Source organism: Methylotenera mobilis 13 (assembly GCF_000384255.1).
Classification (GTDB): Bacteria; Pseudomonadota; Gammaproteobacteria; order Burkholderiales; family Methylophilaceae; genus Methylotenera; species Methylotenera mobilis_B.
The window spans coordinates 931,614-956,829 of the sequence record NZ_KB913035.1; the positions used below are offsets into that span (position 1 = coordinate 931,614).

The following is a 25,216-nucleotide window of genomic DNA, read 5'->3' on the forward strand; positions in this document are numbered from 1 at the left end:
CGTATTGTGCATTAGAAAGCTTAACTTAAGCTTAAATTGTGAACACCATGTTAAGCATCAATCAATATAGCTACTGGAAATACCGCTAGGTACTTAAAATAAATTAACTTAGAGACATGCGATAGTTATTGCATGCCTCTTAAGGTAACGTTTGCTGGCTGGAGGGATTAATTGATTTTGTAGCTGGCAATTGCACGTGACACAGCAATATAGGAGCCTATCCAGCCAATAGAGATTGCAGAAATAATGACTGCTAGGAATAGTTGAGTATCAAATAACGTTACGCTGAAATCATTGCTATATAAATGCGCGATTTGCGAAATGGAGAGATTAAACGCCTGAATAATACCGATGAGCATGAGTACCGCCATTAAGCCGCCAAATAGTCCATAAAGCGCACCAGCATAAAGGAATGGCATGCGAATAAAGCTACGTGTAGCCCCGATAAGGTTGCTCACTTCGATTTCATCTTTTTGCGTTAATATCTGCATACGCACCGTATTGCCAATAATCACTAAAAGTACGATAGCTAATAAGCCAGCAATCATCGAGATAAGTTTTTTCCCTAGGCTCAATAACGATGAAAGACGTTTCACCCACTCTGTATTGAGTAATGCAAGTTCTACACTCGGTAAGTTTTGTAGTGTATCTTTTAGTCGAATCAAGCTATCAGGGTCTGATGATTTTGCTTGAATAAAAAATGCGTCTGGTAACGGATTTTTACCTAATTGAGACACAGCATCGCTAATCTCTTGGTTGCTCCTTGATTTAGTTTGTAACTGCTGCCATGCCTCTTCTTTAGTGACTAAATGAAAGTTTGCAATACCCTGATTTTTTGCTAATTGGCGTTCAACTTCTTTGATTTCATCAGTATTCGCATCCACTTTTAAGAATAAGCTAATCTCGGTGTCTTTTTGCATGTGGTCAGTGAGTTTTGATAAGTTATCTACCGCCAAATAGAACAGGCTTGGCAGGCACATGGCGACACCAATCACCAAACAAATCATGAACGTTGAGAGCATGTTGTTATGCATGCGGCTAAGCACAAGTTTAAGTGTCTGTATGTGTTGATTTAGCCAGTTGTTCATGATGTGAAGCGCTCTACGGAAGATGGTGCTTGGTCTAAGTGAGGTTCTTTAAGTAAGTGCTCAGTCAGCGAGCCTTGGTTGATATGCATGACTCTATTTTGTCTTGCGCTCATACCCAATGCATCATGTGTGGACATAATGACCGTCACCCCAACCTGATTAAAGGCATAGAAAATCGCCATAATGTCAGCGGCATAACTAGCATCTAAATTGCCAGTAGGTTCATCTGCCAGTAGTATTGAGGGGCGACTGACTACTGCACGTGCGATGGCTAAGCGTTGTTGCTCGCCGCCAGACAAAGTAATTGGCATCGCCTTTTCTTTATTCAATAAACCTACTTTATCCAGTGCCGCCCTCACGCGCTTGGCCGCCTCTTGTCCAGTAACACCATTGATATGTAATGGTAAAATGACATTCTCAAAACAGTTTCTGTCATACAGCAGTTTATGATCTTGAAAAATCAACCCAAATCGACGGCGTAGAAATGGGATAGCCGATGGTTTTAGCTGGCTGACATTTTGATTTGCAATCAACACCGTACCGCTGGTAGGGCGTTCTGTTGCAGCAATCAGCTTTAACAATGTACTTTTACCAGCGCCAGAGTGCCCAGTTAGAAACACAAACTCACCAGCATCAATATTGAAACTAATGTTTTTGAGTATCTCATCGCTACCTGGGTAGCGTTTGGTGACTTTGTCAAATTGAATCATGCTGGTATTTTATTCTTAATATTGCAGTCTTTTGGAAATAGTTTTACGACTCAATCATCGCATCAATAAATTCATTGGCATTAAATGGTCTCAGGTCATCAATGGCCTCTCCAATCCCAATGTAGCGAATTGGAATAGGTCTAGCTTGTGCGATTGCAGCAATCACACCGCCTTTTGCGGTGCCATCCAGTTTACTTAAAACCAAACCAGTCACGCCGAGCGCATCATCAAAGATTTTCACTTGAGACACTGCATTTTGCCCAGTATTTGCATCAAGCACGAGTAACACTTCATGAGGTGCGCCAGGTAAGGCTTTGTCCATCACACGTTTAACTTTTGCAATTTCCTCCATCAGGTGCATTTGCGTAGGCAGGCGACCTGCGGTGTCTGCCAACACGATATCAATGTTTTTTGCACGTGCGGAGTTGATGGCATCAAACATGACTGCGGCAGGGTCACCACTGGTTTGGGCAACCACATGTACATTATTGCGCTCCCCCCAAACCTGTAATTGTTCACGCGCGGCGGCTCTAAATGTATCGCCCGCGGCAATTAGCACACTTTTTCCCTCTGATTGAAACAGCTTAGCTAGCTTACCAATAGTTGTCGTTTTGCCCGCACCATTCACGCCAGCCAGCATGATGATAAATGGTTGGTGATTGCTCGTTTCTAATGGTTTCTCTAGCGGTGAGAGTAGGTCTGATAATGATGCTTTAAGAGCAGCTTTAAGTTGCGCTGTGTCGTCTAGGCTTTGGCGTTTTACACGGCTTTTGATGTCATCAAGTAAATGTTGAGTCGCGTTAATGCCAACATCAGAAGTTAATAAGATTGTTTCAAGTTCATCATAAACATCAGCATCAATTTTCCCGCCACCAAAGAGACTGGCAAGCTGATTACCCAACTGACTTCTGGTTTTTGCTAAGCCTTGTTTTAAGCGCGTGGCCCAACTTTGGCTTGGCGTCGTATCAATAGGTTTGACTTCTGGCGTTGTGGTTGGCTTGTCTTTTTTTAAAAAATCGAACATAAATTTTTAACTGAGTTTAGTAACACTATTTTAGCTTAATTTTGCTTCAGACAAACCAGTTCATTTCATGTATGTTGATGAATTATTATCACCTTTTAATCTTACACCGCTGCTGTTTACATCGCTGATTTAGAATAATGCCAGTGAATTATCGAGATACGCGCTAGGCTGAACTAACTCAATGGTATCCTTGTCACAAAAGCTTATTCTATGAGTCGTTTGAATTTATGTCAGACTTAGTGCTTGTTTAATCATACTGATAAAAATAACTGGAGATAAATCCTGTGCGTAAAACATGTTTTTTAATACTTTTGCTAGTCATGCCAATCACTGTTTTTGCCAATCCATCTATTAAAGAGTTTAAGTTGGATAATGGCCTTAAGGTGATTGTGCAGGAAGATCACCGTGCACCAGTTGTGGTGTCGCAGGTTTGGTATCGAGCTGGCAGCTTAGATGAAGTAAACGGAAAAACCGGTGTCGCGCATGTGCTTGAGCATATGATGTTTAAGGGTACAAAAAAAGTACCCGCTGGCCAGTTCTCACGTTTAGTCGCTGCAGCAGGTGGTAAAGAGAATGCTTTTACCAGTACTGACTATACCTGTTACTTTCAACAACTTGAAAAATCACACTTACCACTTTCATTCAAACTAGAAGCTGACCGCATGGTGAATTTGCAGTTGAGTGAAGAAGAGTTTGCCAAGGAAATTAAAGTCGTAATGGAAGAGCGTCGCTGGCGTACTGATGACAAACCACAGTCACAAGTGAATGAAGCGTTTCAAGGTGTTGTGTATCGCGCACATCCATACTCGCGCCCTGTTGTTGGATTCATGAATGACTTGGAAAATATGACAGTTGAAGATGCGCGTGAGTGGTATAACAATTGGTATGCACCTAATAACGCAACATTAGTGGTGGTGGGCGATGTGAAAGCGGATGAAGTGCATCAGCTAGCAAAGCAGTATTTTGGTAAATTGAAACCTAAAGTTTTGCCAGTGCGTAAACCGCAAGTAGAGCCTGTACAACTAGGCGAGCGACGCGTAGTGGTGAAAGCGCCAGCAAAGTTACCTTACTTGTTGATGGGTTATCATGTGCCGCCAGTCTCAACCCCTGAATCAGATTGGGAACCGTATGCGCTAGAGGTGCTTGCAGGGGTGTTAAGCGGTAATCCAGCAGCGCGTTTAAACCAAACATTAGTAAGAGACACACAGTTAGCCATTGATGCAAATGCTGGTTATGATTTGTTATCGCGTGGTCGTCAAAGCTTATTTTCATTAGATGGCACGCCTAGCGAAGGCAAAACCGTGGTTGAGTTGGAACAGGCACTATTGCAAGAAATCGAGAAGATCAAGAAAACAGGCGTTTCACAAGAAGAGTTAGATCGCGTTAAAGCAGGTGTAATTGCTGCTGACGTTTATCAGCGTGACTCTATGTTTTACCAAGGTATGCAGCTAGGTACAATAGAAACGATTGGTTTCTCATGGAGAATCATTGAAGACTATCCAAATAAGCTGCGTGCGGTGACTGCTGAGCAAGTGCAGGCTGTGGCAAAAAAATACCTACATCAAGACAATTTGACAATTGCGACTTTAGATCCTCAACCGATGGACCCTAATGCAAAACCACAAGGTAAGCCGCACGTACATTAATTAAACATGACACTTTAATTTTTTAAGGTAAAAAATAATGAGTTTGCAATTTATAAAAAGAATAGCCACATCCAGTCTTTTAGTGATCAGTTCGAGTGTTATGTTTGCCGTCACCAGTGCACATGCTGCGGTGAACATTCAGCAATGGCAAACTTCTACAGGTTCGGAAGTTTACTTTGTAGAAAATCATGATTTGCCTATTTTAGATATCAGTGTGAACTTCTCCGCTGGTAGTGCACGCGATACTGCAGAGAAGTCTGGTGTAGCGGGCATCACTCGCTACTTAATGACATTAGGTGCGGCAGGCATGACCGATGAAACAATCGCTAATAAATTTGCAGATGTTGGGGCAGTATTAAGCGGTAGCTTTGATGCTGATCGGGCTGCGTTATCGTTACGTACTTTAAGTAGTGAGCGCGAGCGTCTGCAGTCGCTCAATGTGTTTACACAAATTCTACAAAAGCCTGACTTTCCAGAGTCTGTACTAAGCCGTGAAAAAGCGCGCATTATCTCTGGCTTACAGGAGTCTGCGACACAGCCAGAGAGCATTTCCAATAAAGCGTTTATGTCTGCCTTGTATGAAAATCATCCTTACAGTTTAGATGAAAGCGGTGAAATCGATACTGTAGCCAAGATTAAGCGCGACGACTTACAAGCGTTTTACCAGCAATATTATGGTGCTAAGGGTGCTGTGATTGCCATTATTGGAGACTTAACGCGAGAGCAAGCAACGCAGATTGCAGAAAGCGTTAGTGTTGGATTGCCGGCAACGCCTGCACCAGCACCGATTGCACAAGTCACAATTTCGGCCAAGTCAAAAGAGCAGCGTATTGCCCATCCTGCCTCTCAGTCACATATCTTGTTAGGACACACAGGCATTAAGCGTACTGATCCAGATTTGTTTCCGCTATATATTGGCAACTATATTTTAGGTGGTGGCGGTTTTGTTTCTAGATTAACAGAAGAGGTGCGTGAGAAGCGTGGTCTAGTTTACAGTGTGTATAGCTACTTTATGCCGATGGCTGAAGTAGGGCCGTTTCAGATTGGCTTGCAAACTAAAAAAGATCAGGCCGAAGCTGCACTGACGTTGGTGCATGAAACATTGGAAAAGTTTATTAAAGATGGTGTTACCGAGGCAGAGCTAAAGGCAGCCAAGGCCAATATCATTGGAGGCTTCCCGATGCGGATTGATAGTAATAAGAAAATTCTAGACTATTTAAATGTGATTGGTTTTTATAAGTTGCCGCTTAACTATTTAGACGAATACAACAAAAGAGTGGAGAAGGTGACCGTGGCACAAATTAAAGACGCTTTCAATCGCCGTCTGAAGCCTGAAAATTTTGTCACAGTGATTGTTGGTGACCCAAAAGCTCAGTAGTTTTCAATTGAGTCTGGCTAGCTTAGGTATATGCAGTAGTTAAGATTCGATTCGCTAAATTTGAAGTAATTTCTGTTAACAATGACTTCAAATGAGTGCCGATTGAAATTGGTAGTAAAATGCGATTTTATTGCAATCCGTAGCACCGCATTAATATGACCGAGAAAAAATTAAATACAGTACGCATTAATGCGGGGGAATGGCGGAGCCGTTTGCTTAAGTTTCCTGACGCACAAGGCTTACGCCCTACGCCAGAACGTGTGAGGCAAACTGTATTTAACTGGCTAGGGCAAGACCTCACAGGTCAAACCTGTTTAGACCTGTTCGCAGGTACTGGTGTGATGGGCTTTGAAGCTTTATCCAGGAATGCTAAGTCTGTTGTGATAGTTGAAAAAACTGCGGCAGTTTATAAAGCGATTTTAGACAATAAGACCATGTTGAAAGCCGATGCTGCACAAGTACTTAACATGGATGCTTTGGTATTCTTAGATAAAAACCAGCAATTATTTGACGTGGTGTTTCTAGACCCCCCTTACCATCAAGGTTGGCTGGATAAAGTATTATTGCAATTACCCAAACACTTGAGTAAACAAGGCGTGGTCTATGTTGAGGCTGAATATGCTTTGGCAGATAGTGATGTTTGGCAAGTATTTAAACAGAGTAAAGCGGGTAATGTTTTTTATCATCTGATAAAATTGTGCTATGACAACAATTAAAAAACGAATCGCTGTTTACCCAGGTACTTTTGACCCGATCACCTTGGGCCATGAAGATCTTGTGCGTCGGGCTGCTTATTTGTTTGATGAGGTGATTGTTGCTGTAGCTGGTAGTACCAATAAAAATACGTTGTTTGATTTGCAAGAGCGTGTAGCGCTGGCAAGCGACTTGTTTGCTTCCTACTGCAACGTGAAGGTGGTTGGCTTTAGCGGACTGCTTATGCAATTTGTGCAAGATCAGGAAGCGCAAGTGGTGATTCGTGGGTTACGGGCCGCTTCAGACTTCGAGTATGAATTTCAGTTGGCAGGGATGAACCGTAAACTTTATCCTAAGTTAGAAACCTTGTTCTTAACACCCTCGGAGCAGTATATGTTCGTCTCTTCAAGTTTGGTACGTGAGGTGGCTAAGCTAGGTGGTGCGGTTGATCAGTTCGTATCTACATCAGTTGAAGATGCGATTAAGAAAAAATTAAAAGTGAGTCTCTAGTTTATGGCATTGATGATTACCGATGAATGTATCAATTGTGACGTGTGCGAGCCTGCATGCCCCAATAGTGCAATTTATCAGGGTGAAGAAATCTATGAGATCAACCCAGATTTATGCACGGAGTGTGTAGGGCATTACGATAAACCGCAATGTCAGCAGGTTTGCCCGATTGATTGCATTCCGCTAGACCCCGATAAAGTAGAATCCAAAGAACAGTTGTTGAATAAATATCATCAATTGACGGCAGCTAATTAAATACTAAGGACAGCAAATGCGCATGCTACATACTATGCTTCGTGTTGGTAACATGGAGCGCTCAATCAAGTTTTATACTGAAGTGTTAGGCATGAAGCTGTTACGCCAACATGATTTTCCTGATGGTAAATTTTCACTAGCGTTTGTTGGTTATGGCGCGGAAAGTGACCATACTGTATTAGAGCTTACCTATAATTATGGTGTTGAAAGTTACGATATGGGTAAAGCCTATGGACATATTGCGATAGAAGTGGATGACGCATACCAAGCCTGTGATGCAGTTCGCAATGCTGGCGGTAAAGTCGTGCGTGAAGCTGGCCCAATGATGCATGGCACCACGGTGATTGCCTTTATTGAAGATCCAGACGGTTATAAAGTCGAATTTATTCAGGCGGGTACCTACTGAGGTAAACCTTGCCCTGTGAAGAATTACGTTGATGCGTAGTGCTCAGAATGCTCATGAAATCTGCGTAGATCCGCTTCTTGTGCTCCTTGCGGTTAGTCGTTCATTCACAATCAGCAGTATTGGCCAGTTAAGTTTGTTCTGATAAACCAGTTTGAAAGGACATAAGATTGACGCAAGGTGTTTGGTGTTTATACCTGCTGGAATGTAAGAACGGTGCTTACTACGCAGGGATTACCAATGATTTGGCATCAAGATATTCTACTCATCTGGCAGGTAAGGGCGCACGTTATACTCGCGCCAATCCGCCTACCAAAATACTAGCCTCCAAGCCATACCCAGACCGCTCTACTGCAAGTATTGCCGAAGCAGAATTAAAACGATTACCCAGACATAAAAAACTCAATTTCTTTGCGGGTATGAATGATGGATAAAGTTGCTTTACTAAAAGCTGTTCAGGCTGCACAAGCAGGAAGCTGGAGTGATTCACATCAAATTGCACAAGACTACAGTGATGCTACTGCCAACTGGTTGCATGCGGTGCTGCATAAAATTGAAGGCGATGAATGGAATAGTAAGTACTGGTATGCGCGTAGTGCTGGGCGGAGTTATGAAGACTTCGTGGATGTTTCTTCAGAGCTCTCAGCTATCTATCAAAGTTTATTGTAAAAATAGGCTAGTCAAATAGGTTCATAATTGTCGAGTAGTTAAATGAAATGATCCTGCGGGTTCATATAGAACATGCGTTTCCAGCCCTGCAATTCGGTCGTGATGTTTGTGGGGTGTGGGATTAACGACACGACACTGTAGTGCAAATGAGGTGGTTTGCCAGCAGCATTGCCAGTGTCGCCTACTTTACCTCCTCTCCTTGTGATGCCCAGCTTAAAGTTGCTGTATCTATATCTTGAAGGTGGGCGTAATAATGAAGCTGCCATTGCGGACTGAGTACCGCCACCACCTTTCCGCCCATGTCGATATTGCCAGTAAATACGACTAATCCTCCAATACTTGAAAGCACAGGTTTACCGCGCTTTGCAAAGATATCAATACCTTTATGAACACCAGACTTACCCCAAGGGGAATACCAAAAGCTATGGTGATTCCAATCTTGAGGTGTGGCATCCTTTACAGGGATAATGCCTTTTGGTTTTATATTACAGCCGACAATGATGGCAATAAAAAATAAGATAGATAGTTTTTTCATATAGTTAACGCCTAAATGAGGTGAGTAAGAAATATCATGTGAGTGATGACGATTGTTTGATGGAAACGTTTCATATTCACTTAAGTCTGAGTAGTCCAGTCCTTTGTATAATTAACGAAGGACTGGACGTTTATTTAATTGCTATCTGGGCTACCAATTTGGTACCAATCGACTTTTCTTGTCACCACCATAGTGAGTGCTAGTAAGCCAAAGACTAAAAGTGTACCCATGAGCAGTGCGTTATCCTCTGAGGCTAATATGCCGTATAAGGCACCATATAAAGTAATAAGCATAGTGCTAAACACAAAGCCATGCATTTTGCTTTTTAGTACGTGGCTTAAGTAGTAGCCCAGTAAAATTACACATGATGTGCTTGCAGCAAGGTAAGACCAAGCAAAGCCAATATGTTCTGAAAATGAAACCAATAACAAATAAAATAGCGCCATACTTAGGCCAACCAATGTATATTGGGCTGGGTGAATGCGTAGTCGTTTTAGGATTTCAAAAATAAAGAACCCAGCAAAAGTTAAGCCAATGAATAGCAAACCATATTTAGTTGCACGGTCGGCTTGGCTGTAAACGTTAATTGGCTCAACAAAACTAACTGAGAGTGATTCAAGGTGGTTGCCAGCATCTACCATTGATTTATTTGCGTCAGCATCCCAGCGTTTAGTTAATGTATTGTTAAGCGTCGCTTGATTACTGCTTGAAAGTGATGATATCTCCCAATGTGCTTCAAACCCAGCAGGTGTAATCTTTTGCGTGGCAGCATTGGGTAAAAAGCTACCACTGAAATGTGGATGCCTCCAGCTTGATTGCAGCGATATCTTGTTGTTTTCTGCAATAGGAGAAAAGTTAAAGTTTTCCATGCCTCGTAAGTTAAGATTAAATTCAAATGGAATGTTCTGAGCCACCTCTGTGGTAATGATGCCAATCGTTGCGTGAATACCGTTTCCTAAAGACTCAATACTGCTACCTTGTTCAAATTTTAAAGCTTGTTTGTTCCATGTGAAATTTGGCTGACCTGTAATCCCACGTGTATCACTAATGCCTAATGCGATGTATGCAGGCTGAAAGGTAATCCTTCCATATTCGTGTGCAGGATTTATATTGAGATTGGCAGGGAGGTTGAAGTTGCCTTTTACCTTACCGCCCAGCTGATACATTAAGGCTTTGTAGATGCCTAACTTTTTATATTCATTAGAAAAACCACCTGTAAGCTCAAGGTTTTCTGGTAGGACGTAGGCAATAGAAGACGCTCGCTTACTGATAGGTTTTAATACTTTAATACCAGCGGCATTAAATTCCTCGTTGTACTCTATGTATTCCTCTGTGTATGGCACGGCGAGTACAGGCCCAATAATGGTTTGTGTGCCAGCGGAGCTTTGCGCAATGTTCTGTTTTACACTTTCTTGCCTACTTTGACGTTCAATAATGAGCGAGTTAACGTAACTTACCGCCCACGACATAAGAACAGTCAGTAAGAAAATGCCTAATACTTTTAAAAAAAATGGTTTATTCATGATGTGCTCCTGATGTTTTCTGGAGCCTCAAGAATAGAGCGCTAACGTGAAGTGTTAATGCGCTTGTGTGAAGTGAATGTGAAGTGGCTTAAGTTAGAGCGTAATTGTTGCTTTAACGCCACCCTCTTGGGCGTTACCAACAGTTAATGTGCCGCCATGCAGTAGTATGACTTCTTTGACAAAATTCAAACCCAAGCCAGTGCTTTTCTGACCCACGTTGGCGGAATATTCAGGGCGTGGTAGCGAGTAAAACTTATCAAATATTTTATCAACTGCAAATTCAGGTATGCCTGATCCTTGGTCTTTAATGCTAAACACTAGATGACTTAATGCTGGGGGACTTGGTTCTCGGTTTAATTGAATGCTGATCGTACTTTTGTTTGGGCTAAAATCCAGCGCATTTTCAAGCAAATTATTGATTGCCTGGCCTAATAAAAAGCGGTCACCCTCAAACACACCATCATCACTTGCAAGTAATTCAAACTGAATATCACGCTTGGATGCTTTGTCTTTGAGTAGCTGTATTTGGTCTGTGATGAGGTCTTTAATGTGTAAGGCAGTGCGATGCACGAGCTGTTGCTGATGCTCAAGCGCAGCTAAACCTAAGATGTTTTGTATCATCTTTTGCAGGCGTTGCGATTGTGTTTGAATGTTGCCTAGAAAGCGTTGTTGGTCAGCCGCTGGCATATCAGGAGACATTAATTCACTTGCCGCCTGAATCGCGGTAATTGGGCTTTTAAGCTCGTGCGTGATTTGATGAATAGCATCTTGCACATGCTGTTTGCCATCTAGCTCATGGCGCATAGATTGCATCGCGTTCGCTAACTCGGCAAGTTCATCATTGCTAGAGCTAGGGTTGCTTGCTTTTTTTCCTTGAGCCACTGCAATTGCGTAGTCTCGTAGCCGATGAATAGCGCTAGTAAAGCGCCATGTGAACAGCATGCCGATAGCGAGTGATAGCACAAACAGCAATAGGCCCCAGCGCATAATTTTTAGTTGCGCACGTTCAATAAACGGCAATAAAGTACGGTTAGGTTTAGCAACAGTGAGCGAGCCGATGATTTTTTTGCCATCTTTAATGGGCGCCGCAATGTACATGATGCTATCTCCATGTTCATCGCCAGCAATCACAGGGCTGGAGCGTACGCCATATTTTCCGCGTAACGTGAGATACACATCATTCCAGCGTGAGTAGTCATGCCCTAATGCAATATTAGCAGAATCATAAATCACAATACCTTGTGTGTTTGTAATGTAGATACGGTAATCCGTAGAGTTTTTGTGTACGCCCCAAATGTTGGCAGTATTCGGGTTATTTAGATATGCTTTGATCGCTTGAGAAAAATTGCCAGATTGTATTTTCCCAGTTTTAACTTCATTACTTGCAAGTGAGGCCAATACGTTAGCTGTATCTACCAAGGTGTTTTCCATGGCTTGTCGCACCCCTGGTTTAACCTCATCAACAAAAATGGTTAGCACAAACCAAGCAGCCAAACCCACTAGTAAAAAATAGCCTAGAAATATTTTCAGGCTGATGGTCATTTTAAAAGGTAATCGCATCATTAGTTAAGCAAGCTATAACCCATGCCCCTGTGCGTGACAATCACGTCAGACTCAGCACTCACTTCGCGTAACTTAGCACGCAAGGTTTTAATATGGGCATCTACCGTACGCTCTAACGTATTCTCTGCATTTACCCACACAATATCCATCAACTGATTGCGAGAAAACACGCGCTGTGGCTGGTTAATCAGTGTTTTTAGTAATAAAAATTCATAACGAGTCAGATCCAAAAATCTGTCGTGATATTGAATGCGGTTAGCTAACGCATCTACTACAAAGTGTGAGGTGTTTTTTGCTGGTTTAGCCATCTCAGCATGGTGCTCAGTCCGCCGTAAAATTGTTTTTACGCGGGTGACTACCTCACGCGGGCTGAACGGCTTAGTCACATAATCATCTGCACCAATCTCCAAGCCAACAATTCGGTCAATCTCGTGATTACGTGCTGTGAGAAATAGCAGTGGGATTTGTGTAGTTTCACGGATTTTTTTGCAAACATCAAAGCCAGACATATCGGGTAAACCAACATCTAGCAACACAAAGTCATAGCTGTGACGATTAAGCTCAATAAGCGCATCACCGCCAAGCGATTTATGTGTGGCTTGCATGCCGATTTCTTTAAATGCGTAAATCAGCGTTTCCGCTATAGCAGGCTCGTCTTCTATGATTAGCACGTGTGACATACGGCTATTTTAGATGAGAAACTTATTTTTATGTGATTTGGTTGTTTTTGTTGGTAGAATCAATCTGAGCGTACCTCATGCTTATCTTATCCTTAATCTAATCAAGAAATTATTTAATCAAACATCTAACTTAATTGTTAGTACTGTAGAGATGTAAAAGCCTATGGAACATAACGTAACCCTCATTACTACTATTGCTGCTGGATTTGGCCTTGCTTTGATTTTTGGCTTTATTGCAGAGCGCCTTAAACTATCAGCATTAGTCGGATATCTGGTGGCTGGTATTTTGATTGGGCCAGCGACCCCGGGGTTTGTTGCTGATGCACATATTGCTTCTCAATTATCAGAAATCGGCGTGATGTTGCTTATGTTTGGCGTGGGACTTCACTTTTCAATTGAAGATTTAATGTCTGTGAAGCGTATTGCAATACCTGGAGCTATCGTGCAGATGACGATTGCTACGCTTCTCGGGATGTATGTGTCTAGTGCTTGGGGATGGACTTTTGGTGAAGGATTGGTATTTGGCCTGTCGTTGTCTTGTGCAAGTACCGTTGTGCTACTGAAGGCACTAGAGTCCAGAAATTTGATGAAAAGCATCAACGCCAAGATTACGATTGGCTGGCTAGTGGTGGAAGATTTAATTACAGTATTGGTGCTGGTGCTCTTACCACCGCTAGCGAGCTTGCTCGGTGGCACTGCATTAGGCAACGAGTCTGTTTCCATTTGGCAAACGATAGGGTTGACTCTGCTGCAAGTCGGTGCATTTATCGTGATCATGCTAGGCATAGGTAAACGGCTATTGCCTTGGATGTTATGGCACATTGCAAAAACAGGCTCACGTGAGTTATTTACACTTGCGGTGATATCCGCTGCGATAGGCATTGCTTATGGTGCTTCTGCACTTTTCAATGTTTCGTTTGCGTTAGGCGCATTCTTTGCAGGCATGGTGATGCGTGAGTCGGAATTTAGCCATAGGGCAGCTCAGGAGTCGCTTCCATTAAGAGATGCATTTGCAGTACTTTTCTTTGTATCAGTTGGTATGTTGTTCCAGCCTTCTATTTTGATTGATAAACCGATGAGTGTGCTGGCAGTGGTTGCTGTGATTGTGGTTGGAAAATCTGTGGCTGCAATGGCGATTACCTTAGCGTTTCGTTACCCGCTTAATACTGCATTGGTGGTTGCTGCGAGTCTCGCACAAATTGGCGAATTTTCATTTATATTGGCAGGGTTAGGAGCTTCTCTTGGTATTCTTCCTGCAGAAGGCATGAGTTTAATTCTAGCTGGTGCATTAATTTCAATTGCAATTAATCCGCTGATATTCTCAGCGATTAATCCATTTAAAAAGTGGCTAGTTGGGTTGTCTGGTCTAGCCAGTGATTTGGAAAAACGAGTAGACCCTTTTGCTGAGTTGCCAATGAGCACTGAACGTAAGTATTTAGAAGGTCAAGTGGTGCTCGTAGGGTACGGTCGAGTCGGGCGTAGAATCGCTCAGGAATTGACAGCGCATGACATCCCTTTTGTGGTTGCAGAGCAAAACCGTGAAGTGGTTGAAGGGTTGAGAAAAAAAGGGATACCTGCAGTTTCGGGTAATGCATCAGAGCCTAGTGTGTTAATTCAAGCGCATATTGCCAATGCATCAATGCTAGTGGTCGCAACACCAGATACCATTGATGTGCGTAAAATGGTGGATACAGCCAAGGCACTACGTCCTGAGATTAGGATTGTATTAAGAACTCATAATGAAGATGAGTCTGAGTTATTGCGAAAAGATAACTTAGGTACTGTCTTTTATGGCGAAGAAGAGTTGGCGAATGGTATGTGTAAGTTCATTGTGAGCCAGTTTGCACCTAAATGATGATAGCTGTTGGTCTGATAGAAGGCGGCAGTGGTTGATGTGATTTCGATTAATCAAACAAAAAGGCCTGCATTAGCAGGCCTTTTTATTAAGCACGATAGTCTTATTTACTCAACTTTATTTAACCAAAAAAGTCTTTGGCTTTATCTACCCAGCTCTTATTTTTTGGGCTGTGCTTGCCAGCATCTGCCTGTGTGCTTTCTTCAAACTCGCGTAATAGCTCTTTTTGGCGTGTAGTTAGTTTTACAGGTGTTTCCACCACTACATGCACCATTAAATCACCGTGGTCGCTTGAACGTAGTGGTTTAATGCCTTTGCCACGCAATCTAAATACGCCACCAGTTTGTGTTTCAGCAGGAATTTTCATCTTGGCTGAACCGTCTAGTGTAGGCACTTCAATCTCTCCACCAAGCGCTGCCGTGCTGAAGCTGATTGGCATTTCACAATGCAAATTGCCACCATCACGTTGGAAAATCTCGTGTGTTTTTAGGTGAATCACGACATACAAATCACCTGTTGGGCCACCGTTGACACCAGCTTCCCCTTCGCCACTTAAGCGAATTCTGTCGCCTTCATCCACACCTGCTGGGATTTTGACTGAGAGTGTTTTGTTTTGCTTAACGCGGCCAGCACCATGACAGCTAGGACATTTGTCTTCTTCTTTAATGACTTTACCTGTGCCGTGGCACTTAGGGCAAGTTTGTTGAACAGAGAAAAAGCCTTGTTGCATACGGACTTGACCATGCCCAGCACACGTAGGGCAAGTAACCGGTGATTTACCTGATTTTGCGCCAGTGCCGTTACATGGGTCACATTTCGCCTGTACTGGTATGCGGATTTTAGTTTCACTGCCTTTGGCTGCGTCTTCAAGCGAGATTTCCATGTTGTAGCGTAAATCTGCACCACGATACACATTGCTGCGTTGACCGCGTGCGCCACCACCAAAGATGTCGCCGAAAATGTCACCAAATGCATCGCCGAAACCAGCACCACCAAAGCCAGCTCCGCCCCCACCCATGCTTTGGTCAACGCCAGCATGGCCGTATTGATCATACGCAGCACGTTTTTGGTCATCAGAGAGCATTTCGTAGGCTTCTTTTGCCTCTTTAAACTGATCTTCTGCTTTTGGGTTGTCAGGGTTGCGGTCAGGATGGTACTTCATCGCAAGTTTGCGATAAGCTTTTTTAATCTCTTCTTCAGAGGCATCCTTGTTGACACCTAGGACTTCGTAGTAATCTTTTTTAGCTGCCATAAATTTAGTCTGTAGTAGTTAGTTGGGACTTGCTTGTTAAATGGAAAAGTCGTTAGCATCTCTTGACGCTAACGACTGTCGACCATAAGCTAGCGCTAAAATTAGTCTTTCTTCACTTCTTCAAACTCTGCATCCACTACGTCACCATCCACAGTTTTTTCACCTTCTGGGCTTGGTTGAGCACTTTCAGTGTTAGCTTGCGCTTGTTGCTCAGCGTAAACTTTCTCGCCAAGTTTTTGTGATGCTGCAGTTAATGCTTCTGTTTTTGCCTCAATTGCTGCTTTGTCGTCTGATTTTAATGCTTCTTCAACGTCTTTAATTGCAGTTTCAATCGCTTCTTTTTCAGCAGCGTCTAACTTGTCACCATGCTCAGTGAGTGATTTTTTCACAGAGTGAACCATGCCGTCTGCAGCATTTCTCGCATCTACAAGTTCGCGTAATTTGCGGTCTTCTTCAGCATATTTAACTGCATCTTCTTCCATCTTCTTGATTTCTTCTTCAGAAAGACCGGAGTTCGCCTTGATGGTGATTTTATTTTCTTTGCCAGTCGCTTTGTCTTTTGCAGAAACATGCAAAATACCGTTAGCATCAATATCAAACGTCACTTCAATTTGTGGCATGCCACGTGGTGCTGGTGGAATATCGCTCAAGTTAAATTGACCAAGTGATTTGTTAGCAGATGCCATTTCGCGCTCGCCTTGCAACACTTGAATTGTTACCGCATTTTGGTTGTCATCAGCGGTTGAGAACACTTGTGATGCCTTGGTAGGAATTGTCGTGTTTTTCTTGATGAGTTTAGTCATCACGCCACCTAGTGTTTCAATACCTAATGACAATGGTGTTACGTCTAGCAACAATACGTCTTTCACGTCACCTTGTAACACACCACCTTGAATTGCAGCACCTACTGCCACTGCTTCATCAGGGTTCACGTCTTTACGTGGCTCTTTACCGAAAATCTCTTTTACTTTTTCTTGCACTTTAGGCATGCGGCTTTGACCGCCTACTAAAATCACGTCAGTAATGTCATCAATTGAAACGCCAGCATCTTTAATCGCAGTTTTACAAGGCGCCATCGTGCGCTCAATTAAGTCGTCTACTAAAGATTCTAATTTTGCACGAGTGATTTTTACAACTAAGTGTTTAGGACCAGTTGCGTCAGCAGTAATGTATGGCAAGTTCACTTCAGTTTGTTGAGCGCCTGATAGTTCAATTTTTGCTTTTTCAGCAGCTTCTTTTAAGCGTTGTTTTGCCAATAGGTCATTGCGTAAATCTAAGCCATTTTCTTTTTTGAACTCATCAGCCAAGAAGTCGATTAAGCGGTTATCAAAGTCTTCACCACCTAAGAATGTGTCGCCGTTGGTTGAAAGCACTTCAAATTGATGTTCGCCATCAATACTTGAAATTTCAATGATAGACACGTCAAATGTACCGCCACCCAAGTCATACACAGCGATTTTACGGTCGCCTTCTTGTTTGTCTAAACCAAAAGCCAATGCTGCTGCAGTTGGTTCGTTGATGATACGTTTAACTTCTAAACCAGCGATACGGCCAGCATCTTTAGTCGCTTGACGTTGGCTGTCGTTAAAGTAAGCAGGCACAGTAATCACAGCCTCAGTGACTTCTTCACCCAAGTAATCTTCAGCAGTTTTCTTCATTTTACGTAAAACTTCAGCTGAGATTTGTGGCGGAGCCATTTTGCTACCGCGCACTTCAACCCATGCGTCGCCGTTATCAGCTTTAGCAATGGTGTAAGGCATTAAACCGATGTCTTTTTGTACTTCTTTTTCTTCAAAACGGCGACCAATCAAACGCTTTACCGCATATAGTGTATTTTTTGGGTTAGTCACAGCCTGGCGTTTTGCAGGAGCGCCCGCTAAAATTTCGCCATCTTCTTGATACGCAATGATAGATGGTGTTGTGCGTGCGCCCTCTGCATTTTCAATCACGCGTGGCTTGCCACCTTCCATGACCGCTACGCAAGAGTTTGTTGTACCTAAGTCAATACCAATAATTTTTCCCATGTTTATGTCCTTTTACTTTTAATTTGTTTATCTGCATTTAATATGTATAAAAGCAGATTAATTCATAACCTTATTTGCTAGATGGTGATTGTTTTTTTTAATTCAAGTGTTTTTCTAAACTCAAGCGTTATATTTAAAAAATAATTATCTAGCCACCATCAATTATTTAGCCACCATGACTAGCGCAGGGCGCAATACGCGGTCGTTTAATGTGTAGCCTTTTTGCAGTACGCTAGTTACAGTGTTAGGTTCTCCACTGTTTTCTAGCATTGAAATTGCTTGATGTTTGTTTGGGTCAAACTTTTCACCCACTGGATTGATTTCAGCAATGTTAAATTTTTCAAATACGCTCGATAATTGTTTTGCAGTGAGCTCAACACCATCTTTGTAGCTTTGTACTTCTGTCGCCTCAATTGATAGCGCTGCATCTAAGCTATCTTTTACTGCCAATAGTTCACCTGAAAATTTTTCTAAGGCAAATTTACGTGCTTTATCAATATCATCAACCGCACGACGGCGAATATTCTCACCTTCAGCTTTTACATATAGCGCGCTTGCTTTGGCTTCTTCTAGTGCGGCTTCTAGTTCAGCAATTTTCGCCTCAGCGCTTTGTGCTTCATTTTCTTTCGCTTCTGTCGGTGTAACTGTAGGTTCAGTTTGCGTGCTCTGATCTTCTTGCATGTAGTTCCCCATTAATATAAGTAATTAACCTTTTTTGGAATGTGGGGGATGCTACTTTTGATTTCAAGTGTTTTGTTTAAATTTAAGTTCATTGTTTGTATAGGCGATAAATTAGTTTCATCTTATTTTCTAGCCAAAACAAAGGTTAATGGTGACTTTTATCAGGATATTAATATTTAGAGTTACTTCTAAAAAATTATCCTGGATTTAAAATATGATGGCTTATCCCCTATAATGTCGCTTATGGAACATTCAAAAAAACTGGTCACAATTTTAGTGCCCAACTACAAAACACTAGAAATCACAAAAATTTGTATGCGTTTATTACGTAAATATACGAATTTTGATCAAGTAGAAGTGATTGCCATTGACAATAACTCGCAAGATGCCTCTGTTGAGTACTTGCGTAGTCTGCCTTGGATTAAGCTAATAGAGCGTACGCCTGAGGCTGATGATACCGTGCCTTTGTCACACTCACGGGCCTTAGATCTTGCCTTAGCGCAAGTGGCCACACCTTATGTGTTGTCTATTCACACCGATACGTTTGTGAAGCGTGCAGATTGGCTAGAGGTACTGTTAAAGCCTTTTAAAATTAACGCTAAGTTAGCAGGCGTAGGTTCTTGGAAGTTAGAGTCTAAGAACTGCCTGCAACGTTGGGGAATTAGGTTCGAGCAAGCATGGAAAAAATGTTTGCATGATGTGTTTGGCTACCAAGGCTATAACGCAAATCGTTTAGATGAAAGTAAGTACTACTTACGCAGTCATTGCGCGATGTATCGCACGGATGTAATTCGTGATCTGAATACTAATTTTTCAGATGGTAATGTGACTGCGGGTAAAGTCATGCATGAAAAAATGGTGGCAGCAGGATACGAGATGTTGTTTTTAGATTCGCCTAGCTTAGGGATGTATGTTGACCACCTGAATCACGCTACGTTGATTTTTAACCCACAATTGGGCACTAGCAAAAAGAACATGCAAGAAGGCGCCAAACGCATCCGTAACAAGATGCGTGGGATTGATGGTGCAGCAATTTTGGCTGATGCGTCGTTAGACCTTTAGGTACATAGGCAATGACACAAACAACTAATCTGGTTAGCTTGGCCTATTATCTGCCACAGTTTCATGAAATTGAAGAGAACAATCGCTGGTGGGGTCAAGGCTTTACTGAGTGGCAGCAATTAAATGAGGCGAGTACTTATTTTGATTGGCATCGCTTACGTAAGCCTGATACGCCATTTGGACAGTATTCCTTGCTTAATCCTGATGTGCTTGCGTGGCAAAACGATATTGCACAAGCGCATGGTGTGGATGGTTTTTTGGTGTTCGATTACTGGTTTGGCCAAGGTAAGAAGTTGCTGGAAAAACCTATACAAATGGTATTGGACCAGCACGTTCCATTTCGCTATGCATTTTGTTGGGCTAACCATACTTGGTATAACAAGCGCGAGAATATTACGCTACAGCCGCAGCTATACTTAGGTGCTCAGGACTATACCGATTATTTCATGCAGTTATTGCCACACTTTCAGTCAGGGCAATACATAATTATTGAGAATAAACCAGTATTCTCGATATTTAATCCGAAAGAAATTCCCGATTTAGACGTATTTTTAAACACTTTTAATGCGTTGGCTAAGCAGCATGGCTTTGCTGGAATTTATTGGCTAGCTGACAATACAGACGATAGCAGTGTTTGGGCATCACAGTTTGATGGGTACACTAAATCTGCCACGATATTTAAATACCGTAAAAAAAATAGATTCTGGTCATATTGTTTAGAAAAATTGACACGTAAGTTTCATCTACAAAATTTGGGCCCATTTGTTTATGACTATGAGGCACTCGCAACCCGCTATAGCAGCTTATCTCAAGACAGCAAACAAGTGCCAGTGGTCTTCACTGGATGGGATACCAGCCCGCGCCATCTTAAACGCGGTACGATTTTAAAAGGGTTTGATATTGACCAATTTAAAGCACATTTGGAAGCGATAAAAACCCAATTACTAACTCGCTCTCAACATAACTCGACACAGGTTGTCTTGATTAAATCATGGAATGAATGGGCAGAAGGTAATGTGATTGAACCTGATGACCAGTTTGGATTTTCACTGCTAGAACTTTACCGTGATTTTGCTAAGTCTCTTTCACGTGACCTGAATGCTGTAGAGAAAAGAGGGTGAAATTGAGCGTTTATAACAAAGTCATGCACTTAATCGCTAAATTCAGACATTTAAGATATAGGCTAGTTAACCAGCCTGTTCATGAAAATGGCAAGATAAAAGTGACTTACTTATGTCCTGATGCTGTCAGAGCATCTGGCGGCACTAAAGTTATTTATGCGCATACCTCTATCATTAACACGTACTTCACAGACATTGCTGAGGCGCAGATTTTTCATGCTAAAAATCCAAAGTTTAGGTGTCATTGGCATTTTGAAAACTTAAAATTTAAAGATAATTATATTTTTGATAATAATCATGAGCTTTATATCGTTCATGAAATGTGGGCAGTACGTGAGGCCGCCATTCTTGCCAATAAGGGAATCAACTACGGTATTTTTGTACAAAATGGTTATTTAATTAATCGTAAAACACATTTTGAAAAAGCAAAAGTTGCCTACGAAAATGCACGTATCATTTTATGTGTGTCACAGGATATTTATGATTGTTTGGTTTATCTGTTTCCTCACGCCAAAGACAGAATCAAACGATTACATATCTCAGTGGATGCAGAGCTATTCAAACCTGCTATTACGAAGCAAAATGTGATTACTTATATGCCGCGTAAACTCAAAAAACATGCTGAGTTGGTTTTATTTTTCTTAGCTGCACATCTACCAAAAAATTGGCGCATAGAAGCTATTGATAAAATGGGCCCAGCAGAAGTCGCAACTAAATTAGGCGAATCAAAAATCTTTATGTCATTTAGTGAGTTAGAAGGTTTGGGTCTTCCACCAATTGAGGCCGCATTGGCTGGAAACCTTGTTGTTGGTTACACGGGTCAAGGCGGTAAAGAATATTGGCATGCACCGTTATTTGAAGAGATTGCTAATGGCGATATTCGAGGATTTTCGCAAGCCGTGCTTAATGCCATTCAGCGTCTAGATAATGGAGAAATTGACGTGCAGCAGTGTTCTGATGCTAGATCACGGTTGGCGCAGCAATATCATGCAGAACTTGAGCGGCAAGATTTAATGGAATTGACACAAATGCTTACGCAAGAGCTTCAATCACAAATGATTAGCCGGTAGCTGACGATGATACTTTTAAATAGATTGCCCCAATTAATGATGCGCAACCAATTAAGTATGCTGTTAATAGGCGCTGCGGTTCTGATTGCCTCATGGATTATTTATTCGCAGCATGGCTGGGTAACATCCGACTCCATTTTATATTTCGAAATGGCACGTTTGATTACTGATGGGCAATGGCAAGCTGCTACCACTATGTTCAAATGGCCTTTCTATCCTAGCCTGATCGCCTTGGTACACATGGCGACAGGTCTATCCATACAGACTAGTGCACAATGTTTAAGCATTGTTTTTTTTACAACGAGCCTATGGGCACTGATTAAAATCGTTACCCAGCTTGGTGGTAATCAACGAGCACAAATATTGGCTGCCTTGATGGTATTCGGCTCTACCTATATCGTTGGTGACATTATGCCTATGTCCACCCGTGACCAAGGTTATTGGGCGTTTATGTTATTGGCATTGTGGCAATTGATTGTATTTTATAAACACGGAGCCATTAAAAATGCGCTTGCTTGGCAGGTGTTGGTTTTGGTTGCGACATTGTTTCGTATTGAAGGTGCTGTTTATATACTTGCATTACCTTTAGCGTTATTACTGTTACCTAAACCTAGAGATAACGGTAATACTATTCTTCTGTTATTTCGTGCCTATGTGTTCTTTATCTTACTGGGAATATTAGGCCTGCTCGCAGTGGTTATGTCTAATAGCATTAATTTAGATGCATTAGGTCGCTTAAAAGAGTTGCTTACTGGTTTCTCTGATATTGAGCAGAATATTAAACAAAATTTGATTAATCGCGTGGATATTATGCGCGATCAGGTCATTGGTGAGCCATTTAAGGAATTTGCTTGGTTTACTTTTTTACTTTCACTTTTCAGTATCAGCGTGATTAAATGTTTTTTTGTTGCGGGGTGGTCACCAGCAATTCTTGCATTATCACATACGCATCAATCACGAGATTTACTGGATAAAGACACATTCAAGGTGTTGAGCGTGTTTGCAATGATTACCTGGGTGATTGCGTGCTTAATTATATTGAAAGTGAATATTCTGTCGGGGCGCTATGTAGTTCTATTTGGATTTGTGCTTATCGCTGTTGCGAGTGTCATTGCAGAAGCACATTTACAGCGTTGGAAGCATGCTACATTTAGTATTAAAGCAATACTGGTGGGCTGTGCCATCATGATATTGTTGGGCTTTATTAGTAATGTGTTGCCCAAGCGTGATGGATACCACTATGAAATTAACGCCGTGCAATATGTGCAGCAGTCGCTTGCCGATAGCAAACAACAGTCTGTACTTTACACCTCAGAGAAACAGAGGTTTTATGCACAAAAGCCTTATGAAGATAGAAATTACGATGAGTGGCAATATTTAGTTGAGCGTATTGAAGATGGTCGTGTTAATGAATATGAGTTTGTGGTGATTAACCTCAACATAAAAGCGGATAGTGCAGCTAAAGAGACCTATTTGCAAACGCACTTAACTCAATTTAAACAAGACAAAGTGTTCTATGGGTATAAAAAGAAAAAAAGAACATTTGTCTATCGTCGCATACCTTAACTCAATGCTAAGTTCAATCTGGCTCAGTCATTTATTAATGTGGTGGATTGTCTAAAAACGTTTTCATTGTTTTCTGAAATACTAGTGCTTGTTTGCTAGTTAATTTGGCTTGTTGAATATAAGCGACGGTTAGCAATTGCCAATTTTTCTGACCAAATTGTTCGTTTAGTTTGGCATAGCGTGTCACATGGCGAAAGCTCCGCAAGCGTGTGTTAAACCATAATGCCCATGGATAAATGCACATATCAGCAACATCAATCAATCCCATTTCTTCTTCTGGTGTTAGCACGATATTGCCTAAATGTAATGATCGAAAGTGCACGCCTGAACTGTGCAAACGTGCAATAAAAGCACCTAACTGCGCAATATGTGCGGTGCTTAACTCTTCACTCATGAGTAACTCTTTAAGTGTTTTACCAGGTAATGGCATGTATTCAACAGCGTAAGTTTGCGCGTTGTTTTTCTTTGGTTTAAATACAATAGGTGCAGGTAGTGCGCTAAAAATTGCGTCATCTGCTAATAAGTAAGTGTCAACGACATTTACGGTGGGTATGCGCAGATGATGTAGGCGCTTAGCATTTGCACAAAAGCGTTGTGCATAGCCATACCACCTAGCAATGCTCCATTGATTACGTAGTCTGAATAATTTGAGTATATTCCCATTGGCAAGCTTTAATACTTTGAGACCTCTCGGGTCAAACTCAATAATCTTTGCACCTTCTAAAGACTTTGCTGACAATGACGATGAGTTACGCATAAGTTTTAATCTGTGAGTGTCACTAACCGTGACGATGTTTAGACAATAATTGCTACATTATACAACTTGCGTTGGTTTGTTAGGTTTTAGCTGCAAACTTTAGCCTCAGCCTTAGTGTTAAGTCCTAGATTAGAAATGGTTGTAAATTAGATTGAGTTTAAGTTGATAGTGTTTCTAGTACTTTGAGAACCTCATCAACACTAGGAATCATATTAATGTTACCTAGGTTTATGGCGGGGGCATTGGCACCTGCCATGACGCCCGTAAGTTCAGGATTAGTATCCGTATAGATGGCAACAGTAGGTGTGCTTAAAGCTGCACTTAGGTGAGATAAGCCTGTATCTACGCCGATTGCATAGCGTGCTTTTGAAATTAGGCTGGCCAATTGTGCAATTCTGAGCTTAGGTAACACAACCACATTGGTCGCTGCACTGGCAATTCTTAGTGCGCGCGTATATTCAGCCTGGCTGGCCCAAGGTAGTAATAGTTTTAACTGTTGTGCTTTAAGTGCAGATGCTAAATTAATCCAATGAGATTCTGGCCATAATTTACTGTCTCGGCTGGTGCCATGTAAGCCAATCACATAAGGGCTGTTAATCTCAATGTTTAGGGATTCGATCTCTAAAAGAGGGGCTTGAATGCCGTAGTCTGGTGCGCCGTTGGGAACAATGTAACCCAAGCTTTGTGCCACCAATGAGCGATTGCGAGTCACTGCATGCTGTTGGTATGAAATATTGTAGGTGTGTTGATAGAAATGGCTGGCAAATGATTCGCGTATAGAGTGTTTATCGTACCCATATCTTGACCCCGATGCACCGCAAGCAATGATTGCACTCTTTACCAAGCCTTGTGTATCAATAATTGCATCATAGGGTTGTGCTGATAGTAAATGCTTACATTCGCTTATTTCATGCCAAGTGCTTTGTTTTAATAGATTCTTCCGCCAGCGCCTGATTGCCACGTGGTGAATGTTCTTCACTTTTGGGTGTAAGCGTGGAATGTCAGCAAATGCTTCTTCAACCACCCAATCAATATGCGCATCAGGGTAATGATGCAAAATATCATTGATGACAGGCAGATTGTGTATGACATCACCAAGTGATGAGGTTTTAACCAGCAAAATACGTTTCATAGTGATATTTTCGCATACA

25 protein-coding genes are annotated in these 25,216 nt (G+C 41.9%); 13 read left to right on the forward strand and 12 right to left on the reverse strand.

Annotation, left to right across the window (positions count from 1 at the left end; genetic code table 11):
- Nucleotides 1-167: 167 nt before the first annotated feature.
- The 3 genes from ftsX to ftsY are packed head-to-tail and all read right to left on the reverse strand — an operon-like array spanning nt 168 to nt 2,822.
- Nucleotides 168-1,088 (reverse strand): permease-like cell division protein FtsX, encoded by a 921-nt coding sequence (gene ftsX, locus A391_RS0104520; protein WP_019897648.1) that lies wholly within the window; start codon nt 1,086-1,088, stop codon nt 168-170.
- The gene (gene ftsE / locus A391_RS0104525; RefSeq protein ID WP_019897651.1) at nt 1,085-1,798 is read right to left on the reverse strand and encodes a cell division ATP-binding protein FtsE; all 714 of its coding nucleotides are present in this window, start codon (nt 1,796-1,798) and stop codon (nt 1,085-1,087) included. The genes ftsX and ftsE overlap by 4 nt, the downstream gene beginning before the upstream one ends.
- A 43-nt stretch (nt 1,799-1,841) precedes the next feature.
- Nucleotides 1,842-2,822 (reverse strand): signal recognition particle-docking protein FtsY, encoded by a 981-nt coding sequence (gene ftsY, locus A391_RS0104530; RefSeq protein WP_019897653.1) that lies wholly within the window; start codon nt 2,820-2,822, stop codon nt 1,842-1,844.
- A 320-nt stretch (nt 2,823-3,142) separates the two neighbouring features.
- On the opposite strand from ftsY, the gene A391_RS0104535 reads away from it, so the two are divergent.
- From A391_RS0104535 to A391_RS0104570, 8 genes are all read left to right on the forward strand, one after another.
- Complete coding sequence (locus A391_RS0104535) at nt 3,143-4,468, forward strand: M16 family metallopeptidase (RefSeq protein ID WP_051089095.1); 1,326 nt, start codon at nt 3,143-3,145, stop codon at nt 4,466-4,468.
- 37 nt (nt 4,469-4,505) lie between these two features.
- On the forward strand, nt 4,506-5,846 hold the full coding sequence (locus tag A391_RS0104540) for a M16 family metallopeptidase (protein ID WP_019897655.1): 1,341 nt from the start codon (nt 4,506-4,508) through the stop codon (nt 5,844-5,846).
- A 155-nt stretch (nt 5,847-6,001) separates the two neighbouring features.
- A complete protein-coding gene (gene rsmD, locus A391_RS0104545; RefSeq protein ID WP_019897657.1) occupies nt 6,002-6,562 on the forward strand; it encodes a 16S rRNA (guanine(966)-N(2))-methyltransferase RsmD in 561 nt (186 codons plus the stop codon).
- Complete coding sequence (gene coaD / locus A391_RS0104550) at nt 6,549-7,049, forward strand: pantetheine-phosphate adenylyltransferase (protein WP_019897658.1); 501 nt, start codon at nt 6,549-6,551, stop codon at nt 7,047-7,049. The genes rsmD and coaD overlap by 14 nt, the downstream gene beginning before the upstream one ends.
- 3 nt (nt 7,050-7,052) lie before the next feature.
- Nucleotides 7,053-7,304 (forward strand): YfhL family 4Fe-4S dicluster ferredoxin, encoded by a 252-nt coding sequence (locus A391_RS0104555; protein WP_019897659.1) that lies wholly within the window; start codon nt 7,053-7,055, stop codon nt 7,302-7,304.
- A gap of 16 nt (nt 7,305-7,320) precedes the next feature.
- On the forward strand, nt 7,321-7,710 hold the full coding sequence (gene gloA, locus A391_RS0104560; protein ID WP_019897660.1) for a lactoylglutathione lyase: 390 nt from the start codon (nt 7,321-7,323) through the stop codon (nt 7,708-7,710).
- Nucleotides 7,711-7,877: 167 nt separating this feature from the next.
- Nucleotides 7,878-8,141, forward strand: a complete 264-nt coding sequence (locus A391_RS0104565) for a GIY-YIG nuclease family protein (RefSeq protein WP_019897661.1) — start codon at nt 7,878-7,880, stop codon at nt 8,139-8,141.
- Nucleotides 8,131-8,376: a hypothetical protein gene (locus tag A391_RS0104570; RefSeq protein WP_019897662.1), complete on the forward strand. Its 246-nt coding sequence runs from the start codon at nt 8,131-8,133 to the stop codon at nt 8,374-8,376. The genes A391_RS0104565 and A391_RS0104570 overlap by 11 nt, the downstream gene beginning before the upstream one ends.
- A 181-nt stretch (nt 8,377-8,557) precedes the next feature.
- On the opposite strand, the gene A391_RS13715 is transcribed toward A391_RS0104570, so the two are convergent.
- The 4 genes from A391_RS13715 to creB form a co-directional block, all read right to left on the reverse strand.
- Nucleotides 8,558-8,911, reverse strand: a complete 354-nt coding sequence (locus A391_RS13715; protein WP_019897664.1) for a M23 family metallopeptidase — start codon at nt 8,909-8,911, stop codon at nt 8,558-8,560.
- 134 nt (nt 8,912-9,045) lie between these two features.
- Nucleotides 9,046-10,434, reverse strand: coding sequence for a cell envelope integrity protein CreD (gene creD, locus A391_RS0104580; RefSeq protein WP_019897666.1), 1,389 nt, complete (start codon nt 10,432-10,434; stop codon nt 9,046-9,048).
- Nucleotides 10,435-10,527: 93 nt separating this feature from the next.
- Entirely contained in the window at nt 10,528-11,997 is a 1,470-nt protein-coding gene (gene creC, locus A391_RS0104585) for a two-component system sensor histidine kinase CreC (protein WP_019897667.1), read from the reverse strand.
- On the reverse strand, nt 11,997-12,677 hold the full coding sequence (gene creB, locus A391_RS0104590) for a two-component system response regulator CreB (RefSeq protein ID WP_019897668.1): 681 nt from the start codon (nt 12,675-12,677) through the stop codon (nt 11,997-11,999). Before creB ends, creC begins: the two co-directional genes overlap by 1 nt.
- Nucleotides 12,678-12,840: 163 nt before the next feature.
- Here creB and ybaL point away from each other — a divergent pair, with 163 nt between their 5' ends.
- Nucleotides 12,841-14,532 (forward strand): YbaL family putative K(+) efflux transporter, encoded by a 1,692-nt coding sequence (gene ybaL, locus A391_RS0104595; protein WP_019897669.1) that lies wholly within the window; start codon nt 12,841-12,843, stop codon nt 14,530-14,532.
- Between the two features lie 121 nt (nt 14,533-14,653).
- Here the strand turns inward: ybaL and dnaJ are convergent, their stop codons facing one another.
- From dnaJ to grpE, 3 genes are all read right to left on the reverse strand, one after another.
- On the reverse strand, nt 14,654-15,784 hold the full coding sequence (gene dnaJ, locus A391_RS0104600; protein WP_019897670.1) for a molecular chaperone DnaJ: 1,131 nt from the start codon (nt 15,782-15,784) through the stop codon (nt 14,654-14,656).
- Nucleotides 15,785-15,885: 101 nt separating this feature from the next.
- The gene (gene dnaK, locus A391_RS0104605) at nt 15,886-17,808 is read right to left on the reverse strand and encodes a molecular chaperone DnaK (RefSeq protein WP_019897672.1); all 1,923 of its coding nucleotides are present in this window, start codon (nt 17,806-17,808) and stop codon (nt 15,886-15,888) included.
- 162 nt (nt 17,809-17,970) lie between these two features.
- Nucleotides 17,971-18,489, reverse strand: coding sequence for a nucleotide exchange factor GrpE (grpE, locus tag A391_RS0104610; protein ID WP_019897674.1), 519 nt, complete (start codon nt 18,487-18,489; stop codon nt 17,971-17,973).
- A 243-nt stretch (nt 18,490-18,732) separates the two neighbouring features.
- Here grpE and A391_RS0104620 point away from each other — a divergent pair, with 243 nt between their 5' ends.
- Genes A391_RS0104620 through A391_RS0104635 form a run of 4 tightly spaced genes read left to right on the forward strand, consistent with a single transcriptional unit; the run spans nt 18,733 to nt 23,308 of the window.
- The gene (locus A391_RS0104620) at nt 18,733-19,551 is read left to right on the forward strand and encodes a glycosyltransferase family 2 protein (protein WP_019897680.1); all 819 of its coding nucleotides are present in this window, start codon (nt 18,733-18,735) and stop codon (nt 19,549-19,551) included.
- 11 nt (nt 19,552-19,562) lie between these two features.
- Nucleotides 19,563-20,672, forward strand: coding sequence for a glycoside hydrolase family 99-like domain-containing protein (locus tag A391_RS0104625; RefSeq protein ID WP_019897681.1), 1,110 nt, complete (start codon nt 19,563-19,565; stop codon nt 20,670-20,672).
- A gap of 2 nt (nt 20,673-20,674) precedes the next feature.
- Nucleotides 20,675-21,742 carry a hypothetical protein gene (locus tag A391_RS0104630; protein WP_157261323.1) on the forward strand — a complete coding sequence of 356 codons (1,068 nt, stop codon included), beginning with the start codon at nt 20,675-20,677 and terminating at the stop codon, nt 21,740-21,742.
- A gap of 36 nt (nt 21,743-21,778) precedes the next feature.
- The gene (locus A391_RS0104635; protein ID WP_019897683.1) at nt 21,779-23,308 is read left to right on the forward strand and encodes a hypothetical protein; all 1,530 of its coding nucleotides are present in this window, start codon (nt 21,779-21,781) and stop codon (nt 23,306-23,308) included.
- A 34-nt stretch (nt 23,309-23,342) separates the two neighbouring features.
- On the opposite strand, the gene A391_RS13720 is transcribed toward A391_RS0104635, so the two are convergent.
- Together A391_RS13720 and waaC are read right to left on the reverse strand one after the other, a co-directional pair.
- Nucleotides 23,343-24,065 carry a lipopolysaccharide kinase InaA family protein gene (locus tag A391_RS13720; protein ID WP_019897685.1) on the reverse strand — a complete coding sequence of 241 codons (723 nt, stop codon included), beginning with the start codon at nt 24,063-24,065 and terminating at the stop codon, nt 23,343-23,345.
- A gap of 157 nt (nt 24,066-24,222) precedes the next feature.
- A complete protein-coding gene (gene waaC, locus A391_RS0104645) occupies nt 24,223-25,197 on the reverse strand; it encodes a lipopolysaccharide heptosyltransferase I (RefSeq protein WP_019897687.1) in 975 nt (324 codons plus the stop codon).
- Nucleotides 25,198-25,216 lie beyond the last annotated feature (19 nt).